This is a genomic window from Bradyrhizobium sp. Arg237L (assembly GCF_029990105.1).
Taxonomy (GTDB): domain Bacteria; phylum Pseudomonadota; class Alphaproteobacteria; order Rhizobiales; family Xanthobacteraceae; genus Bradyrhizobium.
The window spans coordinates 36,686-53,822 of the sequence record NZ_JAQMIL010000072.1; the positions used below are offsets into that span (position 1 = coordinate 36,686).

The following is a 17,137-nucleotide window of genomic DNA, read 5'->3' on the forward strand; positions in this document are numbered from 1 at the left end:
GGGAAGAAATGCCAATCCTGCGCCAATGGGCTGAACGTCATCCCGACAAGACCGCCGCGCTCGTCGCGTTTTCCGACCAAGCGATTACCTATGGCGAGCTCGACCGCCGCGCCAATGCCGTCACGCAGCTCCTGATCTGGATGGGGCTCGCAGCCGGCGACGGCATCGCGATCATGCTCGACAACGACCCTACTTATTTTGAGCTGATCTGGGGCGCGCGACGCCACGGCGTCTATTACACGCCGGTCAGCACGCATCTGAGGCCCGAAGAGGCAGCCTATATCGTGCGCGACAGCGGCGCCAAGCTGTTCTTCGTAGCCGCGCGTTTTGCGGACGCGGTCCAGGCTCTGCTCGCCGACAATCCGCACCGGTGCGCGGTGTACGCGCTTGGCGGCGCGTTGGACGGCAGCTTCGACTATGCCGCGGGGCTCGCCCGCTTCGATCGCCTGATCGAGATTCCCGACGGGCCCGTCGGCAAGGATTTTTTCTATTCCTCAGGCACGACCGGCAGGCCCAAGGGCATCAAGCAGCCGCTGTTCGCCAATCTCCGCCAGGCCCAGGCGTCCGGCGACTGGGTGCGCGACAATTTCGGCTTCGCGGAGGATACGGTCTATCTCTCTCCCGCACCCCTGTACCATGGCGCGCCGCTTCGCTTCACCATGCGCACGCTGGAGAGCGGCGGTACCGCCGTGATCATGAAGAAGTTCGTACCCGAGCAGGCGCTGGCCGCGATCGAGCATTACCGCATCACCCACAGCCAGTGGGTGCCGACGATGTTCTTCCGCCTGCTCACGCTGCCGGACGAGGCGCGCGCCCGCTACCATCTCTCCTCGCATCGCTGCGCGATCCACGCCGCCGCACCTTGTCCGCCCGAGCTCAAGGAGCGGATGATCGGCTGGTGGGGCCCGATCGTCTGGGAATATTACGCGGGCTCGGAGCGCAACGGCGCCACCTGCATCTCGACCGCTGACTGGCTGACGCACCGCGGCTCGGTCGGGCGCGCCTGCGTCGGCACCATCCATATCCTCGACGAAGCGCAGAACGAACTTGGCCCCGGCGAGATCGGTGACGTCTATTTCGACGGCCCGCAATTCGTTTATCACAATGATCCCGAGAAGACCGCGCGCTCGCGAAACGCCAAGGGCTGGTCGACCATCGGCGATGTCGGCTATCTCGATCACGACGGCTATCTCTATCTGACCGACCGCCGCTCGCACATGATCATCTCCGGCGGCGTCAATATCTATCCCGCCGAGATCGAGAACCGCCTGGCGCTGCATCCTGATGTCGCTGATGTCGCCGTGTTCGGAATTCCCAATCCGGAATATGGCGAGGAGGTCAAGGCGGTGGTGCAGCTCAGGGAGCCGTCGAAGGCATCACCGGCGCTTGTGGCTGAGTTGATGGCGTTCTGCCGGGATGGCCTGTCGCACGTCAAATGCCCGCGCTCGATCGATTTCGAAGCCGAGCTGCCGCGGCAGGAGAACGGCAAATTGTTCAAGCATGTGCTGAAGCAGCGCTATCTGCAGCCGGCCTGATCAGAGATCATCAACAACGAAGACAGGAAAAGAGCATGAAGAAGCTCATGGTGGCGACCTGTGCAATCGCATGGGCGGGGTTGTCGTTCTCCGCATTCGGGCAGGAGAAGAACTACGGACCGGGCGTGACCGATAGTGAAGTCAAGATCGGCCAGACCATGCCCTATAGCGGCCCGGCGTCGAGCTTCGCGGCGATCGGCCGCGCGATGACCGCTTACTTCCAGAAGGTGAATGCCGAAGGCGGCGTCAATGGCCGCAAGATCAACCTGGTCTCGCTCGACGACGGTTATAGCCCGCCCAAGGCCGTCGAGCAGACCCGCCGCCTCGTCGAAAGCGAGGAGGTGCTCGCCATCGTCGGCACCTTCGGCTCGCCGACCAACTTCGCCACACAGAAATATCTGAACGCGAAGAAGGTGCCGGGCCTGTTCCTCGGTACCGGCGCCAACCGCGTCTCCGAGCCTGCGACTTATCCGTGGTCGATGGGCTGGCAGCCGAACAACCATGCCAAGGGCGTGATCTACGCCAAATATCTCCTCAAGGAGCGGCCCAATGCGAAAGTCGCGGTGCTGTTCCAGAACGACGATTTCGGCCGCGATCACCTCAAGGGCTTTCGCGACGGGCTTGGCGACAAGGCCGCCACGATGATCGTCAAGGAACTCAGCTACGAGATGGCCGAGCCGACCATCGACTCGCAGATCCTGATCCTGAAGGCCACCGGCGCCGACGTGTTCCTCGACATTTCGACGCCGAAATTCTCCGCGCAGGCGATCAAGAAGATGGCGGAGACGAAATGGGATGCGCTGCATCTTCTCAGTGACGCCGCCGGCTCGATCTCCAGCACGCTGGTGCCGGCGGGGCTGGAGAATTCCAAGGGCGTCATCACCGTCGCCTTCCGCAAGGATCCGAACGATGCGGCATGGGCCGACGATGCCGGCGTGAAGGAATATCTCGCCTTCATGAAGCAATACATGCCCGAGGCGAATCCGTCCGAGACCTATCACGTGTTCGGCTATGCAACGGCGCAGACCTTCGTTCACGTGTTGAAGAATTGCGGCGACGACCTGACCCGCGAGAACCTGATGAAGCAGGCGACCAGCATCAAGGATCTCGTCCTCCCGATCATGCTCCCGGGCATCAAGCTCAACACCACCCCGACGCGCTACACGCCGATGAGCCAGGAACAACTGACGCAGTTCGACGGCGTGAAATGGAAGCCGGTCGGCGAGGTGATCGACGCGGAGAAGTGAGGCTTGCGACCACCTCTCCCCGCTCTTGCGGGGAGAGGTCGGAATTCAAGCAAAGCTTGAATTCCGGGTGAGGGGCTGTCTCCGCAAACTCATCGCTCACCGTGCTCGCGGAGGCAGCCCCTCACCCCTACCCTCTCCCCGTGAAGAACGGGGAGAGGGAGATGCTCCTCGCCTCCGCTATTCACACTCGCGCAGCACTTCGCGCGCGATGGTCATCTTCATCACTTCGGTGGTGCCTTCCGCAACCTGTGCGATGCGGCTCTGGAAATAGAGCTGGCCGAAGCGGTTTTCCCTGAGCACGCCGAGCCCGCCATGGATCTGGATGGCGCGGTCGATGACCCGGCAGGCCGCGAGCGGGGCGAAACATTTCACCATCGCGGCTTCCTTGCGCGCATCGAGGCCGCGATCGAGCATCCAGGCGGTCTTGTAGACCATCAGCCGCGACTGCTCGAGATCCATCTCCGATTCCGCGAGCATCCATTGAATGGCCTGCCGTTCCGCAAGCGGCTTGCCGAACGTCTCGCGCTCCCGCGCTCGCTTGGCGGCCTGCGTCTGCGCCCAGCGCGCGGTACCGGTCAGGCGCGCGCCGATCACGGTGCGGTTGCGGTTGAGCTGGTCCATCATGTAGCGGAAGCCCATGCCTTCCGCACCGAGCATGTTATTCGCCGGGACGACGCAATCCTTGTACTGGTAGTCGCAGCTCCGGCCGAGATAGGTGCCGGGCGCCATGGTCTCGTATTCGCGGAGCACCGAGACGCCGGGATTGGGATAATCGACCAGGAACAGGCTGATCCCTTCATAGCCCTTGGTCGGATCGGTCACGGCATAGCACAGCAGATATTTTGGCGTGATGCCCGGATGGTTCGGCGGCGGCGCCCAGCGCTTGATGCCGTTGATGATGTAATTGTCGCCGTCGCGAACGGCGGTGGTCGTTATCCCGGCCGCGTCGGAGCCCGCTCCCGGCTCCGAGATGTTGATGTGGTAGAACTTGTCCTCTTTGAGGATAGGATAGAGGTACGCTTCCTTCTGCCAATCCGGCGCGACGTAAAGCGCGGGATGCGGATCGAGAAAGCCCGACCAGGTCGCGAGCAGGCCATGCATCACGGGCGACTTAACGATCTCCTCGTAGACCAGGCACTTCGCAATCGTCCCGAGCCCCTGCCCGCCGGCTTCCTTCGGCACCGCCAATCCCCTGAAACCGTATTCACGGAATTTCTGCACCACGCCCATGAAGATGTCGCGTGGCACGGCGTAGTCGTCCACGCCCCAACTATCCTCGAGCGGGCGGCAGACTTCCTCCACGAACGCGGCGGCCCGAGCCTTGATTTCGCGTTGTTCCCTGGACAGTTCAAAATCCACGACAATCTCCCAAGCCTTGTTTGCAAGACCGGAGACTAGGTCGGCGGCGTCAGCGCGATTATGGCTTGGAGAGCCAATCTGGTTGGCTGATTGCATCAGGCCAGGAGACCTTGCCAGCTTCGTCCTTCGCGTCCCTCGATCAGGCCGCGTTGTTTGGCAAGCGCGCCTGACGCCGCTGTCGCGATGTACCATCCGGAGGCTTCGATCGTGCAGGTCGACCAGGTCCATGGCGGCACCACGATCGCCCGAGGGGCAGAGGCGATCCGCCAGACGATGGCCGCCTATATCGGCCTGAACCCGCACATGGACGTCATCACCCACCACACCACCGTCGCCGGCGATTTCGCCATGACCAGATCGGAGTGGCTGATCCGCGGCGTCGCAAGGACGGCAGGGCCATCAATGTGCATCATGACGGCATGGAGGTGCACCGCGGGCTGCCCGACGGCACCTGGGCGTTCTTCATCGATCATCCCTTCGGCGCCGATCCATCCTGGGCCATCCCAGCCCCGCCGCCGACGGAATAGAGCATGATCCGGAAAAGTGGAAACCGGTTTTCCGACAAGATCATGCTCAAACAAAGAGATGAGATCATGTGCGATTCCGTCTAATCGGATCATGATCTAGCGCGGAACTCGCGAAACAGGTCGGCATCTCCCCAGCGGCTCAGTCCTCTCGGGCTGAGCAGGCGCAAGTCGATGCTCCACGGCTGGCCTGAACCGGCGGGCACGGCACCGTCCCATAGGAACAAAAAACGCAGCAATCGCCTGGCTTGGGCTTCAGGTGAGCACCGCATGCCTTGCAATCGTAGAAGAACCTGCAAGCATCTAGCGGCATGATTTCCATCTCACGATATCCGCAGTGTGGGCATGTGATGATGGATTGCAGAATAAGCGAGTTGTCCTGCATCGCCGCATCCCGCCAGAGGTAGTCTCGAAATCAGCGCCAGCAGTATAGCGCCGATTTGGCTTCCACGGGACGAAAACGAGATTGCGGATGACGCGGGAAGGGACGGCGCGCCACAAGGCCGCGCTTCTCGCGAGCAGAATCCGATCAATTAGATTTCGTCTAATCGGAGCGATGACGTCCGGGTCGTCGTCCACGTGGCGGGTTCCCGTGGCGACAACTTCTAAGCGTCACCTTTTCCGGCCGCAATGGACGATGCTTGATCTTGGCGCGGGGGGATTCATGATCGCGCCTTCCGATGACTCCAGGTCACGAGCGAAAGTAACATTGCGGCAAAATTATCTAATGATTGATTCAAAACTAATTGCTTCAATGATTTCAAAACAAATGGTCGCTCTGCGTACTAACTACTCTCGGCGCAAGCTTGATTGCATTTCTGCATTTTGCCAACGTCACGACGAGCGACTCACATCGCTTCTACAAAAGAACGGCAAATTTTTGGAGCGCTCAACATGGGAACGGGCGCTCCGATGCAACTGAGCTAGCCGTTCTATATTCGAGGTGACCACCTATGTCTTAGGGGCACCTTTACGATTGTGTGCGTGTGCGTTTGTGGCGTCTCGTCGAGTCTGAACCTCAAGAACCTAAATCCACGACGCGCTGAGCTCACGCCACAACAGGCTGAATCTGCAAGTGACTCATCCGGAAAGAACGAACTGCCTGCGCAGGGCATTTTCTGCGACCAACGTGGGCTTGGCCGTTTCTCAGCTAGAAATTGCGCGTTGTCACTCGATGGTCCGTTGTTTCTGGGCTGGGAGGCTGCTGGACCGGACAAGCCTTGTTGCTTCGTGCAACGACCGCACGGCAGCGTTTCGATCATTGCTGGCGAGATGTGTATCGGTTCTATCCGGCTACGCCCACGCCAGTTGCAGCAGCATGTGCCCGCGCTATCAGCATCACCACCGGCACACGCCGAACGAAAAACTCCTTACAAAAAGTTTCAACAGGCCTGGCGAATGGGGGCAAATACCGCATGTACGTGATCATTGATGATCGAGAGAACGTTGCAACCGGCTACATCGGCGGCTTCGATCGTGAAGGCATTTCTTCTGTTGGATTTTCGCCAACGGAGTTCTTGGAGTGGCTGGAATCTGCGGGCGACGATGAGCTGTCGGCCATTGACGCTTTTCTTCTTGGAGATTGTGATACTCGCGCCACCTTGCCCCGCACTGTCCGCAAGCGCTGCCGTGCGCCGATCATCGCGCTCAGCAACCAGAGAATGCTTAAGCACACGGTTGAGCTCTTTGAAGCTGGCGTGGATGATGTCGTCCATATTCCAGTCCACCCACGCGAGATCCTGGCAAGAACTGCCGCGATCTCCCGCCGCAGTCTCGGAATATCGGTCCATGGCAGGCAAAGTGCGATTCGAGTCTTCTTTGACGGGAGAGATCCGGAAATTGGAGGAGCCGTCATGATGCTGCCGCGTCGCGAGCTCCGTATCCTGGAACACATGGTTGGTCAGCAAGGGAAATGGCTGACCAAAACGCAGATCTTCAATGCGGTTTATGGGATCTTTGAGGAAACGTTCGATGAAAACGTGATCGAAAGTCACGTAAGCAAACTGCGCAAGAAGCTGCGTGACCGTCTCGGCTACGACCCGATCGTCTCCAGGCGGTATATCGGCTACCGTCTCGATACCTCAACAGGAACGTCCGAAGATGATGCGACGCGAGATCTCCAAAACCTTGGCATCCTGGCCAAGCAAGCGCCATCGAGACTACGACCTATCTTCACTTGAGAGAGCGAGATCATCATTCAGGACAGGTAACGCCACGAAAGTAGCGGTATGACCAACGACCGCGTGGTGCCTGCGCAGATTTGGTAACGAGCTAGCGCAAGCCCTGCCCGTCACCGCAGCACGCGCAGACATCCCATACTGAACGGCGGGTTTGCGCGACGCGCAGGTCCGCCGCTTATCGCGTACTGCTTCGAAAATGCATCCGTAGAACAGCACGATTTGTCCGATCTCGCGCGAATCCTCTGGAGACGCTCCGTAACGTGAACATCATTCTTCAAATGCTCCCCGAACCTTTCGGCTTGTGACAGCGACAATGTCGTTGTCGCTGACGATCCAGATTGCGTTGCTGCGGTGTGTAGTCTGGTCCAATCGGCGGATGATTAATGAAGTCGGTGTTGCTTGCCAGGGAATTCAAACGATCAGCAGACAATTTCTTAATGGCCGACGCATTAGTGGGGCGGAAAGACATGCAGTTGAGTTGAGCCTCGAAACAAAGCGACTAGCGAATCAGGACGCTAATGAGGTGCGCACCGCGAAACTGCTCGCAAATTCTTTGAGTTGGGTCGATCATGACGTTAGCACGCGAGACGGTTGAATTATTGGTTCAGACGGCGAGGATTTGGCACTTCGAAGGTAGTCGGCACGGGCTGCGCGATCGCGAATGGATGGCCCTGCGTTTTCTTGCTCGCGCGAACCAGTTCTCACGGACTCCGTCGGCATTGGCCACTTTTGTCGGCACCACCAGGGGCACCGCATCTCAAATCGTCAAGGTTCTCGAGAGAAAGGGATTCCTGGTACGCAAACCTGCTGCGGAAGACAAACGCTCGGTGATCCTGTATGTGACCGCGCAGGGTGAGAAATTTCTCGGGCATGATCCGGTCAATGTTCTCGTCAAGGCGATAGCCGTACTCAGCGTCGATCGCCAGACCAGCTCTCGCGATGCGCTCCGCCAGGTGCTCGACTGGTTGGATATTACCCAGCAACGACATCATGCGGACATTTGCAGGGAGTGCACTTTCTTGACGGAGAATAGTGCCGACGGCGCGACAGGCAACGCCTGCCCACAATTCACATGTCGCTTCTTTCGCGCAGCGATTACAGCGGACGAGACTACGCTATTATGCGCGACCTTCGAACGCGGCCGGCGATAGATTCATCTGACGTTGGCGGAGAGAGCCAACGAAGAGCGCCGCAGCCTCGAGCTGCCGCCAGACGATGCTTGGAATGCAAACAATTTTAGTCATCTATGAGGCAGCTCGAATCAACAATCTTCATTGCCCGCATGTTAGCTCGTCACCATCAACTCCTCGCCGCCAAGGGCGAACGTGCCGACGAGACCCATGATCATGACGACGTTCTATTCGTTAATCAATGAAGTACAAAATACAACGACATCCGGGTCGACGAAACGGCAGCTAAGGGCTCTCACCCGCATAACAGACTTGTTCCTTGCCGGGTCTGGTCGCTACTCCAAGCAGCAGATCAAACTGTTTGACGAGATATTCAAAACCCTCGTTGCCGTGATCGAGTTGAAGACCCGCGTCAGGCTGGCTCGGCATCTCGCGGCTGACTCGAATGCGCCGGCAACGTTGGTCAGAGCACTTGCATCGGATGATGCTGTTGCCGTGGCGGCTCCGGTTCTCAGTCAGTCGGATGCCCTTAGCGAGTCCGATCTTGTTGCCTGCGCCAGCACCCAAAGTCAGGGCCACCTTCACGCAATCGCGCAACGTCGAACAATCAGCGAGGCGATCACGGAGTTACTGATTCTGCGCGGCGAAGCCGGCGTGGTCCATGCGGTTGCGAGCAACCCGGGCGCCCGCTTTTCGGATGGCAGCTTCAGCGAGCTTGTCGCTCGATCGAGCGAAGATACCCAGCTCGCGCTCCATGTCGGGACGCGGCATGACATCCCCAGACATCACTTCCTGAAACTTATGGAAACTGCCTCTGCTTCCGTGCGCAGCAAGATCGCCGCCGCAAACCCGCAATTTTCCGACGCCGTGCATGATGCTGTGACGGAGGTCATCGACGACATAAATCTGGAGGTCCGCAATCAGTCTCCGGATCACGCGAGGGCAAAGAAGAAGGTAAAGCGCCGCAAATACTGGAAGGAGCTCGGAGAAGCGGATGTTCACGCCGCCGCCCGAGCGCAGGATTTTGAAACAGCGGTCATGGCGTTGTCCGTCCTTGCAGCCTGTCCCATCGAATTGGTCGAACGGGCAGTTCTCAATGACAATCCTGGTACCGTGCAACTTGTCGCAAAAGCCGGCGGATGTTCCTGGGCAACGGCCAAGGCCTTGCTGCTGATGAGGGTAGCGGACCGCAGGCTAAGCAAGATCGATCTTGATCAAGCGCGGGACAGCTTCGAGCGGATCGAGCTCCGAACGGCGAGACGTGTGCTTGAATTCTACAAGGCACGCCGTGACGCGCGCACAAGCGAAAGCCATCCAATCGCGCCGAGCGAATCCGCGCCCCTGGCGGTCGCCATGATATAAGTCCGCTAGAGCGTGATGACTTTTCTTCGGATCGTCATCCCGCTCTAGCTCTTTGTTTGAGCATGATCTTTTTCGGAAAACCGGTCTCCACTTTTCCGGATCATGCTCTAGAACAGGCGCCGGCCATTCGGAACTGGCCGCTCAGGCGCAACGAGCACCACGCGGCCTTGTTCATCGGGAAAGCCCAGCGTCAGCACTTCCGACTGGAACGGGCCGATCCTGCGCGGCAGCAGATTGACCACGCAAGCCACCTGCCGACCAATCAATGACTCCTGGGAATACAGCTCGGTAAGCTGCGCGCTGGACCGCTTCGTTCCTATCTCGGGGCCGAGATCAATCGTCAGTTTCCACGCCGGCTTCCGCGCTTCCGGAAAATCAGCCACCTCAACGATCGTGCCAACCCTGATGTCGATGGCCAGGAACTCGTCGATCCCGATCGTTTGCGTCATGTAAAGCTCGCGCGGCAAGGGTGTTTCCCGCGCGCATCCCGCAGGGGATCCCAGTCGTTCCGGTTAATGGCGGAGAGGGAGGGATTCCTCCTCCGGGTGTACGGAAAAGCCAATAGAATCAACTTTACTAGTGCTGTTGGGCGTTTCTTGAGCCGCCGGTTCTACACCGAGGTTCTCCACCATGGGAACGACCAGAATGCCCACTCCGATCCGGCCCAAAAAGGCCAACGGCAAGGAACAGAACGTCTACTGGATCCGGAAGAAGGTTCCGCAGCGCTACCGCACCGTGGTGGGCAAGACTGAGGTTTGGCGATCCTTGAGGACCACCAACAGGCGGACCGCTAACCAACGGATCGCTGTCGCTTCGGCCGAGTTGGAGAGCGAGTGGGCCCGTCTGGCGCGCGAAGCGAAGCGGAATTCGAAGGATTCGCCGGCAAAGGCGCGGCTGACGCACCAGGACATGTATGCACTTCGGCGCGAGTTGCACATCAAGATCCGCGACGCCCACATTGCCGAGCCGGGCACCGCTCTCAGTGCCTTGAGGTGGCTGGCACTCGCGGCGGAGCCCTTCGACGGCGACGACGAGGAGTACCTCGACCGCGACGCTCGCGAAATACTTGCCCAGGAAAGCGGTGTCACGCCTACCGACGCCGAAGTCGAGAAATTCAAGCCCTTGCTCTTGGAGGCCAGAAAAGGGGGCTACGGTGACATTTTTCGTGCGTCCAAAGGGAAGTACGGCGAAAACCCTGATCTGAAAGACCTCCCGCAGAGAACGAAGCCGAAGGTCGACTTCTTGGAAGCGTTCGAACTCTACTGTAACCAGGATCGAATCAAAGGCCACCTTGAGGGTCCGACGGCGAAGCGCTGGAAACCCGTCATTAAGGGTTTCATAAACTGGATCGGACATGGGGATCTCGCGCGCGTCACTCCGCACGATGCAGTCCGCTGGCGTGACTTCAAGCTTCGGCAAGGAATCGCGCCGAAGGCGGTTCGCGACGTGTGGCTCGCAGCACCTAGAGCTGTCGCGACGCACATGTTCAATGCGCTCAAACTCGAAACCAACCCGTTCGCCGGCATCAAGGTGGAGGGTGTCAAGGCGTGGAAGGAGGACGACGAGCGCGGCTTCGATCCCGACCAAGCCCTCACACTCCTCTCGGCGACGGTCGCAATACCCTCACGCCTGACCTCGATCGAGATGAAGGCCGCGCGGCGTTGGGTGCCGTGGATTTGCGCCTATACCGGCGCCCGCGTCAACGAGATCACCTCTTTGCTGCCGTCGGACGTCCAGCAGATCCTGGGACATTGGTGCTTCGTGCTCAGACCCGAGGTCACGAAGAGCAAGCGCCCACGGTGTGTCCCGGTCCATAAACATCTCATCGCGCAGGGTTTCCTCAAATACCTTGAGGAGCGCCGGCGCATCGGCAAGCCGCTGTTCTATGATCCGGCTCGCGCTCGAGGCGGGAAAAATGCGAACCCCCAGTGGCAGAAGGTCGCCGAGCGCTTGGGCGAATGGGTCCACAAATCCTTAAAGGTGACCGACGTCCAGCCTAACCACGGGTGGCGGCACCTCTGGCGCGAGATCGTGCGCGGCACGAGGATGAAGCCGGAGTTGTGCGACTACATGTGCGGCCACGAAGGCAAGAGCGGGACCGGAGCACGATATGGCAAACGAAAAGTGTCGGTGCTGGCGAAGGAAATGGCGCTCTTCCCTCTTTTCAAAGTGCCTGCGCTCAGCCGACCGCCGGCACCGCTCAAGCGTGTTCGGCGTACCAGAGCGCAAATGGCCTCCGACGATGCTGCCCAAATGACAAGGCGACCGGCCCGTGCTGTTTCATAATTTCTTTTCTCAGGTCCGGCTCTTCTATGCCGTCTCATCTATTTCGCTGGCCGATTCCGACCGACGACCGGCTCGGCGTCCTGTCGACAGATAACAAAGTTTCTTCTTCCTAGACAATAAAATGCCTTCGAGACCATAGAGTTTTTGCATTTCGAACTGGGTCCATCGTCCGCCACAGCTTTGGTTAAAGCCACCCGCTCCTAACGGTCTGGTTGCAGGTTCGAGTCCTGCCGGGCCCACCAGTGGGATCAGCGGGTTTCTCGCTCTTTTTTTGCCCTCGCCCGCACCAGATATCCGGAGATGCTGCTGACCGCCTCTCTTCTCCGCCAGAAGCACAATACCTGCAGAGCGCGAAGATGGAAGGCCGGATCGTCCCTCGCCGCAAGATTGGAGGGCGCACCTAAGAGTAGGATAGCGAAGATCGGAAATGAAGCAGTTCGAACACGACTCTGGACCTCCTTGCGATTTCAGACGTCGCCATACAGCAGGCTTCCAGAATCTTGGCCGGTTCGCCGGGCTACTGTCACTAACTGTTCGGCGAATACCCCTCCCGAACGCAGCTTCGACATCTCTCGGTCAAGACACATGCCGATGTTTCAGGTTTGAAGTCCTTTCGTCCGCACCACTGCGACGCCCCCGCGCTCAATAGTCCTTTTATACTAGCAAGTTAGTCGAACGGAACCAATTTTTCGATCTCGCGTTGTTTCTGCAATCCAACCATAGCGATCACATCCACCTACGCGGGGGACAGCAATGGACCAAGCAGTAAGCGATTTCGCGCGCGGAAATGAGCGGGAGGAACAAATTGCAGCCGCCCTTGGCAACGGCGTTGTCTTCCTCGACGGAGATGGACAGATTGTCTGGATTGATCAAGTCACGCGCGAGCGATTGAACGGGGAGTTGAAGGATCTTGTGCTGCCGACTGAAAACGACGTGTCTGCAATCGATTGTGTCGTTTCAGCAGTGCCATTAGCCATCAACGGTGAGCAGACGGTTCTGTGCGTGCTTCAGGAAACGCGGCAATCCGGCCGTGACCTGATCTCGGCAATCGAATCGGTTGTGGCGGAAACGTCGTCCTTTACGCGTACGATCATCGAAAAACTACGGGGCCTGCGCCAGGTAGCCAAACCGGCGGCCCTCTCGTCCGACCTCGATGTCCTAACCGAACGCGAGCTAGACGTCCTAGGACTCATCTGCGAGGGGCTGAGTGATGTCGAGATGAGCAAGAGGCTGAACCTTTCGCACAATACGGTACGCAACCACGTCGCCTCCCTGTACCGCAAGATCGGCGTCAATCGACGCAGCGCCGCGATCATTTGGGCTCGAGAGCGGGCCGTAACAAGCGGGTCGGCAGTTAGTGTCAAACGGCGGAGGCGCGGGCCTTCTGAGTCGCCGCGACCGTGAGTTCTCTACTAGTAGGATTGGTATTTCTCTCTCTCTTGCGCTGGAACTGCCTACATTGTTTCCTACGCTGAACTCATCAGCTCATTCGGATGAGCCTACCGTGTCCTCGATAGCCCCGGGCGCTCGTGCGCGCCCGCGGCGTCATGGATGTCTAATGATGACAAGGCACCTCCGTGGCCGAACTCGTGCTCCGTCTCTATATCGCAGGAAATTCGGCCAGCTCTCACCGGGCAGAGCAAAATATTCGTCGCATGATGGCGGTCATCAAATCGGAAGGGTGGGACGTCGAAGTTGTCGATGTGCTGAACAAGCCCGAACTCGCCGAGAAAGCTGGGATCATCGCCACGCCAACCCTATCCTACGAACATTCAGTTCGTCCGCGACGCATTGTGGGCGATCTGAGCGATATCGGGCGGGTTCTCGAGTTTCTGGGAATCGAGATAAGGGGAGACCTGCATGACGGCACAGGATAGCGACGTTCCGGATGTGTTGGAGCGGGTCAAAACCGGGGTCGATGCATTCGATGAGCTTGTTATGGGTGGGCTTCCACGAGCCCGGACTACCGTAGTTGGCGGCACGCCGGGAAGCGGGAAAACCGTTTTCGCTACGCAGTTTCTTGCTCATGGCATTACCACGTTCGGCGAGAACGGCGTCCTCGTAACCTTTGAGGAGCCGCCCGCCGATATCGAAGCCAATATGCGCGGATTTGGATGGGAGCTTGGGCGTTGGCGCAGAGAGGGCAGATTGGCCTTCGTCGACGCAAGCCCTCCGGCCAATGATGAACTCGTGATCGGGGATTTCGACTTGGCCGGGCTCCTCTCACGAATCCAGCATGCGGTCAGGGGCGTCCATGCCAAGCGCGTTGTCCTGGACTCGCTAACGCAACTGTTCGATCATTTCATCGGTGACCCCAAGATCCTCCGCCGCGAACTCTTCCACATCAGCAGCGCCCTGAAGAAATCCGGTCTCACCGTGCTCATGACAGCAGAGCGCAACAGCGAGTACGGGGAAATTACGCGCCATCGGCTGGAGGAATTTGTCGCCGACAACGTCGTGATCTTGCGTAACGTGCTTCACCGGGAAAAGCGGCGGCGAACGATCGAGGTCCTCAAGATGCGCGGCAGCCATCATGCAGAGGGTGAGGCGCCGTTCACGCTGCTCGCAAGCCAGGGAGTGGTGGCCGTTCCGCTGTCCTCGCTCCGTCTTGAACAGGAATCGAGCACGGTGCGCGTGACCAGTGGAAATCCCGCCATCGATGAGATGTGCGGTGGCGGATTTTTCCGCGACAGTGTCACGCTCGTGAGCGGCGCCACCGGCACGGGCAAGACCCTGCTGGTCACCAACTTTCTCGCGGGCGGGGTCGCCGCGGGCGAAAAGGCAATCCTGTTCGGCTACGAAGAAAGCAAGGGGCAGTTGTTCCGCAATGCGAGCGGTTGGGGTACGGACTTCGCCCAGATGGAAGCCGAGGGCAAGCTCAAAATCATCTGCCTCTATCCTGAGGCCCAGGGGCTGCCCGATCACCTGCTCACGATTCAGAGCCTCGTTGACGAATTCCAGCCAAACCGGATCGCGGTGGATAGCCTTTCGGCCCTGGAGCGAATCGCTCCCGATACAGGCTTCCGCGAGTTTCTGATCAGTCTGACATCCTTCATCAAGAAGCGGGAAATTGCCGGGCTTTGCACCGCAACAAGCAAATCTCTCATCGGCGGCGAGAGCGTCAGCGAGCAGCATATCTCGACCCTGACCGACTCGATCATTCTACTGCGATATATCCAGGAGCAGGAAACCATGCATCGGGGCCTTATGGTGCTCAAGATGCGCGGCAGCGAGCATGCCAAGGAGATCCGCCGGTTCACGATCGACGGTGCCGGCATGCATCTTGGCGAACCGTTCAAGGAAGCGCCGAATGTGTTCAGAGATTAGAGGCGCCTGTGATCGCAACCGGTTGAACAACGCCAAATCGAGGCAAGCCCGATGAACATGACCGGTTCATCTAACGGTTCTCGAATCGACCAGACCGAGATTAGGTTTCTCATCGAGAAGAATGCCGACGGTATAATCGTCGTCGACGAGGGCGGGACCGTGTTGTTTGCCAATCCAGCCGCGGAACAGATATTTGGGCGAACGTCCGGGTCTCTGATTGGCTCGCCGATTGGCATACCCTTTGTTACGAGCGATGCGACGGAAATTACCGTTCATAGACCGGGGGACGGCCCAATCGATGCCGAAGTCCGCGTCGTGGAAACGAGCTGGGATCATCGGCCCGCCCGTCTTGCCAGCCTTCGTGACATTTCGGCACGTAGGGCACTGGAGGAGAGACTGAGGCATTCCGCGAAAATGGAGGCGATCGGACGATTGACGGCTGGCATTGCGCATGATTTCAACAACCTACTCACCGTAGTGCTCGGCAACCTGGAAAGCGTGCAGCGGCGGTACGCCAATCTCGATTCCAGGTTAGTGCACGCTCTCGAAAGTGCGATGCGAGGCGCTCAGCAAGCGGCAGTTCTGACGGAGCGGTTGCTTGCATTTGCGCGGCGCAAGCCGCTTGAGCCCCGGCTCCTGGACCTCGATGCCATTGTCAGGAGAATGTCCGATCTGCTCCAGCGTACCCTTGGAGAACGGATCATTGTTCGAGCCAAGATCGGTGCAAATCTATGGACGGTGGAAGCTGATCCCACCGAACTGGAGGCAGCGATCCTGAATCTTGCGGTCAACGCGCGAGACGCAATGCCATCGGGAGGCGAACTCAGTATCGAGACAGCGAATGTCGAACTGGCTGTCGATCCTGAGGCGGTCGAGGGTGAAGCGAAAGCAGGGCCTCATGTGCTGATTTCGATTGCGGATTCCGGCAGCGGTATGACGCCCGATGTGCTCCGCCACGTTTTTGAACCGTTCTTCACGACGAAGACCGATGGACGTGGGACCGGCCTGGGGCTAAGCCAAGTCTACGGCTTCGCCAAACAGAGTGGCGGTTACGTCAAGCTCTGTAGTCAAGTGGACGTTGGTACGACGGTCAAGATCTTTTTACCGAAGGCGGCGGCACACCTCGAAATGGCGGAATCGCAAATCTCGCCGCCAAATAATCTCGCGCCTGTTCCAGAAGCGAGGGCCGCCGAGACGATCCTCGTTGTCGAAGACGACAAGGGCGTTCGCCAGTACACCGTAAGCAGCCTGCGAGAGCTGGGCTATATTGTGTTCGAAGCCGTCGACGCCACTGTTGCGCTCGATATTCTCCGACACCAGCCGGATATCCATTTGCTCTTTACCGATCTTGGCCTGCCGGGGGGTATCGACGGGAAAAGTCTGGCGGAGCAGGCGCGACTGATGCGCCCATTACTTAGGATATTGATTACATCCGCATACGCCGACAGTTCTCTCATTCAAGAGGGCCGGCTTGCTCCAGACATCGATCTGCTAACCAAACCATTCACCTTTGCAGCGCTGGCGACGCGAATACGTGAAGTGCTGGATGCAAACCTCGGCAACGAGGGGGCCGGAGCACATATTCTTGTGGTCGAGGACGAATCCCTGCTGCAAATGTTTCTGGTCGACGAACTCGCGCAGCTCGGTTTGCCGGTTGAGACCGCGGCAAGCTTCAAGGAGGCTCTCGCCAAATTTCAAAACCGCAGTGAGCATCTAGCTGCAGCCGTCATTGACCTCGGCCTGCCGGACCGACCCGGTGACGAATTGATACCGGCGATTAGGGCGTTACGGCCGAATTTGCCGGTTATTTTGACGACCGGATATGCCAAAGACGACGTCCGGGCACGCTTCGCGGCTTACGCACGTCTGGAGATACTGACTAAGCCGTTCAATTCGAAAGACCTACTGGACGTACTCAAGAGCTTTGGAATCCGTTCGAGCAACGCTCATTGAGCCAACTGTAGCCGCCGGATTTTTCATGGATGCTGCACAAGGTCGTCACAGCTATTTCCCAGCTTCTCAATACCCGGGGCTGAGTTTCTATAATTCCGTGGATAGCCGCGGGTTTGTGCGCTCGACCAAACTGCGTCTTGAATGGTCCGAAACCCCCGTCGACCCTGTGTGTACCGAAAACCTTATCCGAGTTGATGATGTAATGGAATCGCCTAAGCTGGCGGAATGATCGGG

Annotated in this window: 15 protein-coding genes; 11 read left to right on the forward strand and 4 right to left on the reverse strand. The window is 58.7% G+C overall.

Going from position 1 to position 17,137, the window contains the following annotated elements:
* Nucleotides 1–8: 8 nt before the first annotated feature.
* Nucleotides 9–1,535: an acyl-CoA synthetase gene (locus tag OZ411_RS33450; protein ID WP_282531353.1), complete on the forward strand. Its 1,527-nt coding sequence runs from the start codon at nt 9–11 to the stop codon at nt 1,533–1,535.
* Between the two features lie 35 nt (nt 1,536–1,570).
* Nucleotides 1,571–2,782: an ABC transporter substrate-binding protein gene (locus OZ411_RS33455; protein WP_282531354.1), complete on the forward strand. Its 1,212-nt coding sequence runs from the start codon at nt 1,571–1,573 to the stop codon at nt 2,780–2,782.
* Between the two features lie 177 nt (nt 2,783–2,959).
* On the opposite strand, the gene OZ411_RS33460 is transcribed toward OZ411_RS33455, so the two are convergent.
* Together OZ411_RS33460 and OZ411_RS33465 are read right to left on the reverse strand one after the other, a co-directional pair.
* Nucleotides 2,960–4,141, reverse strand: coding sequence for an acyl-CoA dehydrogenase family protein (locus OZ411_RS33460; protein ID WP_282531355.1), 1,182 nt, complete (start codon nt 4,139–4,141; stop codon nt 2,960–2,962).
* Between the two features lie 95 nt (nt 4,142–4,236).
* Nucleotides 4,237–4,377 (reverse strand): hypothetical protein, encoded by a 141-nt coding sequence (locus OZ411_RS33465; RefSeq protein ID WP_282531356.1) that lies wholly within the window; start codon nt 4,375–4,377, stop codon nt 4,237–4,239.
* A gap of 126 nt (nt 4,378–4,503) precedes the next feature.
* On the opposite strand from OZ411_RS33465, the gene OZ411_RS33470 reads away from it, so the two are divergent.
* Nucleotides 4,504–4,668 carry a hypothetical protein gene (locus tag OZ411_RS33470; protein WP_282531357.1) on the forward strand — a complete coding sequence of 55 codons (165 nt, stop codon included), beginning with the start codon at nt 4,504–4,506 and terminating at the stop codon, nt 4,666–4,668.
* 139 nt (nt 4,669–4,807) lie between these two features.
* Here OZ411_RS33470 and OZ411_RS33475 read toward each other — a convergent pair whose 3' ends face one another.
* Nucleotides 4,808–5,050, reverse strand: a complete 243-nt coding sequence (locus OZ411_RS33475) for a GDCCVxC domain-containing (seleno)protein (protein WP_282531358.1) — start codon at nt 5,048–5,050, stop codon at nt 4,808–4,810.
* 1,030 nt (nt 5,051–6,080) lie between these two features.
* On the opposite strand from OZ411_RS33475, the gene OZ411_RS33480 reads away from it, so the two are divergent.
* From OZ411_RS33480 to OZ411_RS33490, 3 genes are all read left to right on the forward strand, one after another.
* Complete coding sequence (locus OZ411_RS33480; RefSeq protein WP_130578770.1) at nt 6,081–6,845, forward strand: response regulator transcription factor; 765 nt, start codon at nt 6,081–6,083, stop codon at nt 6,843–6,845.
* 569 nt (nt 6,846–7,414) lie between these two features.
* Nucleotides 7,415–7,996, forward strand: a complete 582-nt coding sequence (locus tag OZ411_RS33485) for a MarR family transcriptional regulator (protein ID WP_282531359.1) — start codon at nt 7,415–7,417, stop codon at nt 7,994–7,996.
* Nucleotides 7,997–8,191: 195 nt separating this feature from the next.
* A complete protein-coding gene (locus OZ411_RS33490; protein WP_282531360.1) occupies nt 8,192–9,337 on the forward strand; it encodes a DUF2336 domain-containing protein in 1,146 nt (381 codons plus the stop codon).
* A gap of 107 nt (nt 9,338–9,444) precedes the next feature.
* On the opposite strand, the gene OZ411_RS33495 is transcribed toward OZ411_RS33490, so the two are convergent.
* On the reverse strand, nt 9,445–9,786 hold the full coding sequence (locus OZ411_RS33495; RefSeq protein WP_282531368.1) for a tRNA-binding protein: 342 nt from the start codon (nt 9,784–9,786) through the stop codon (nt 9,445–9,447).
* A 196-nt stretch (nt 9,787–9,982) separates the two neighbouring features.
* Here OZ411_RS33495 and OZ411_RS33500 point away from each other — a divergent pair, with 196 nt between their 5' ends.
* From OZ411_RS33500 to OZ411_RS33520, 5 genes are all read left to right on the forward strand, one after another.
* On the forward strand, nt 9,983–11,623 hold the full coding sequence (locus OZ411_RS33500) for a DUF6538 domain-containing protein (RefSeq protein ID WP_282531361.1): 1,641 nt from the start codon (nt 9,983–9,985) through the stop codon (nt 11,621–11,623).
* Between the two features lie 753 nt (nt 11,624–12,376).
* Nucleotides 12,377–13,027 carry a response regulator transcription factor gene (locus OZ411_RS33505; protein WP_282531362.1) on the forward strand — a complete coding sequence of 217 codons (651 nt, stop codon included), beginning with the start codon at nt 12,377–12,379 and terminating at the stop codon, nt 13,025–13,027.
* 173 nt (nt 13,028–13,200) lie between these two features.
* Nucleotides 13,201–13,500 (forward strand): circadian clock KaiB family protein, encoded by a 300-nt coding sequence (locus OZ411_RS33510; RefSeq protein WP_282531363.1) that lies wholly within the window; start codon nt 13,201–13,203, stop codon nt 13,498–13,500.
* Nucleotides 13,484–14,950 (forward strand): circadian clock protein KaiC, encoded by a 1,467-nt coding sequence (gene kaiC, locus OZ411_RS33515; RefSeq protein WP_282531364.1) that lies wholly within the window; start codon nt 13,484–13,486, stop codon nt 14,948–14,950. The genes OZ411_RS33510 and kaiC overlap by 17 nt, the downstream gene beginning before the upstream one ends.
* Nucleotides 14,951–15,001: 51 nt before the next feature.
* Nucleotides 15,002–16,903, forward strand: coding sequence for a response regulator (locus OZ411_RS33520; protein WP_282531365.1), 1,902 nt, complete (start codon nt 15,002–15,004; stop codon nt 16,901–16,903).
* Nucleotides 16,904–17,137: the final 234 nt, after the last annotated feature.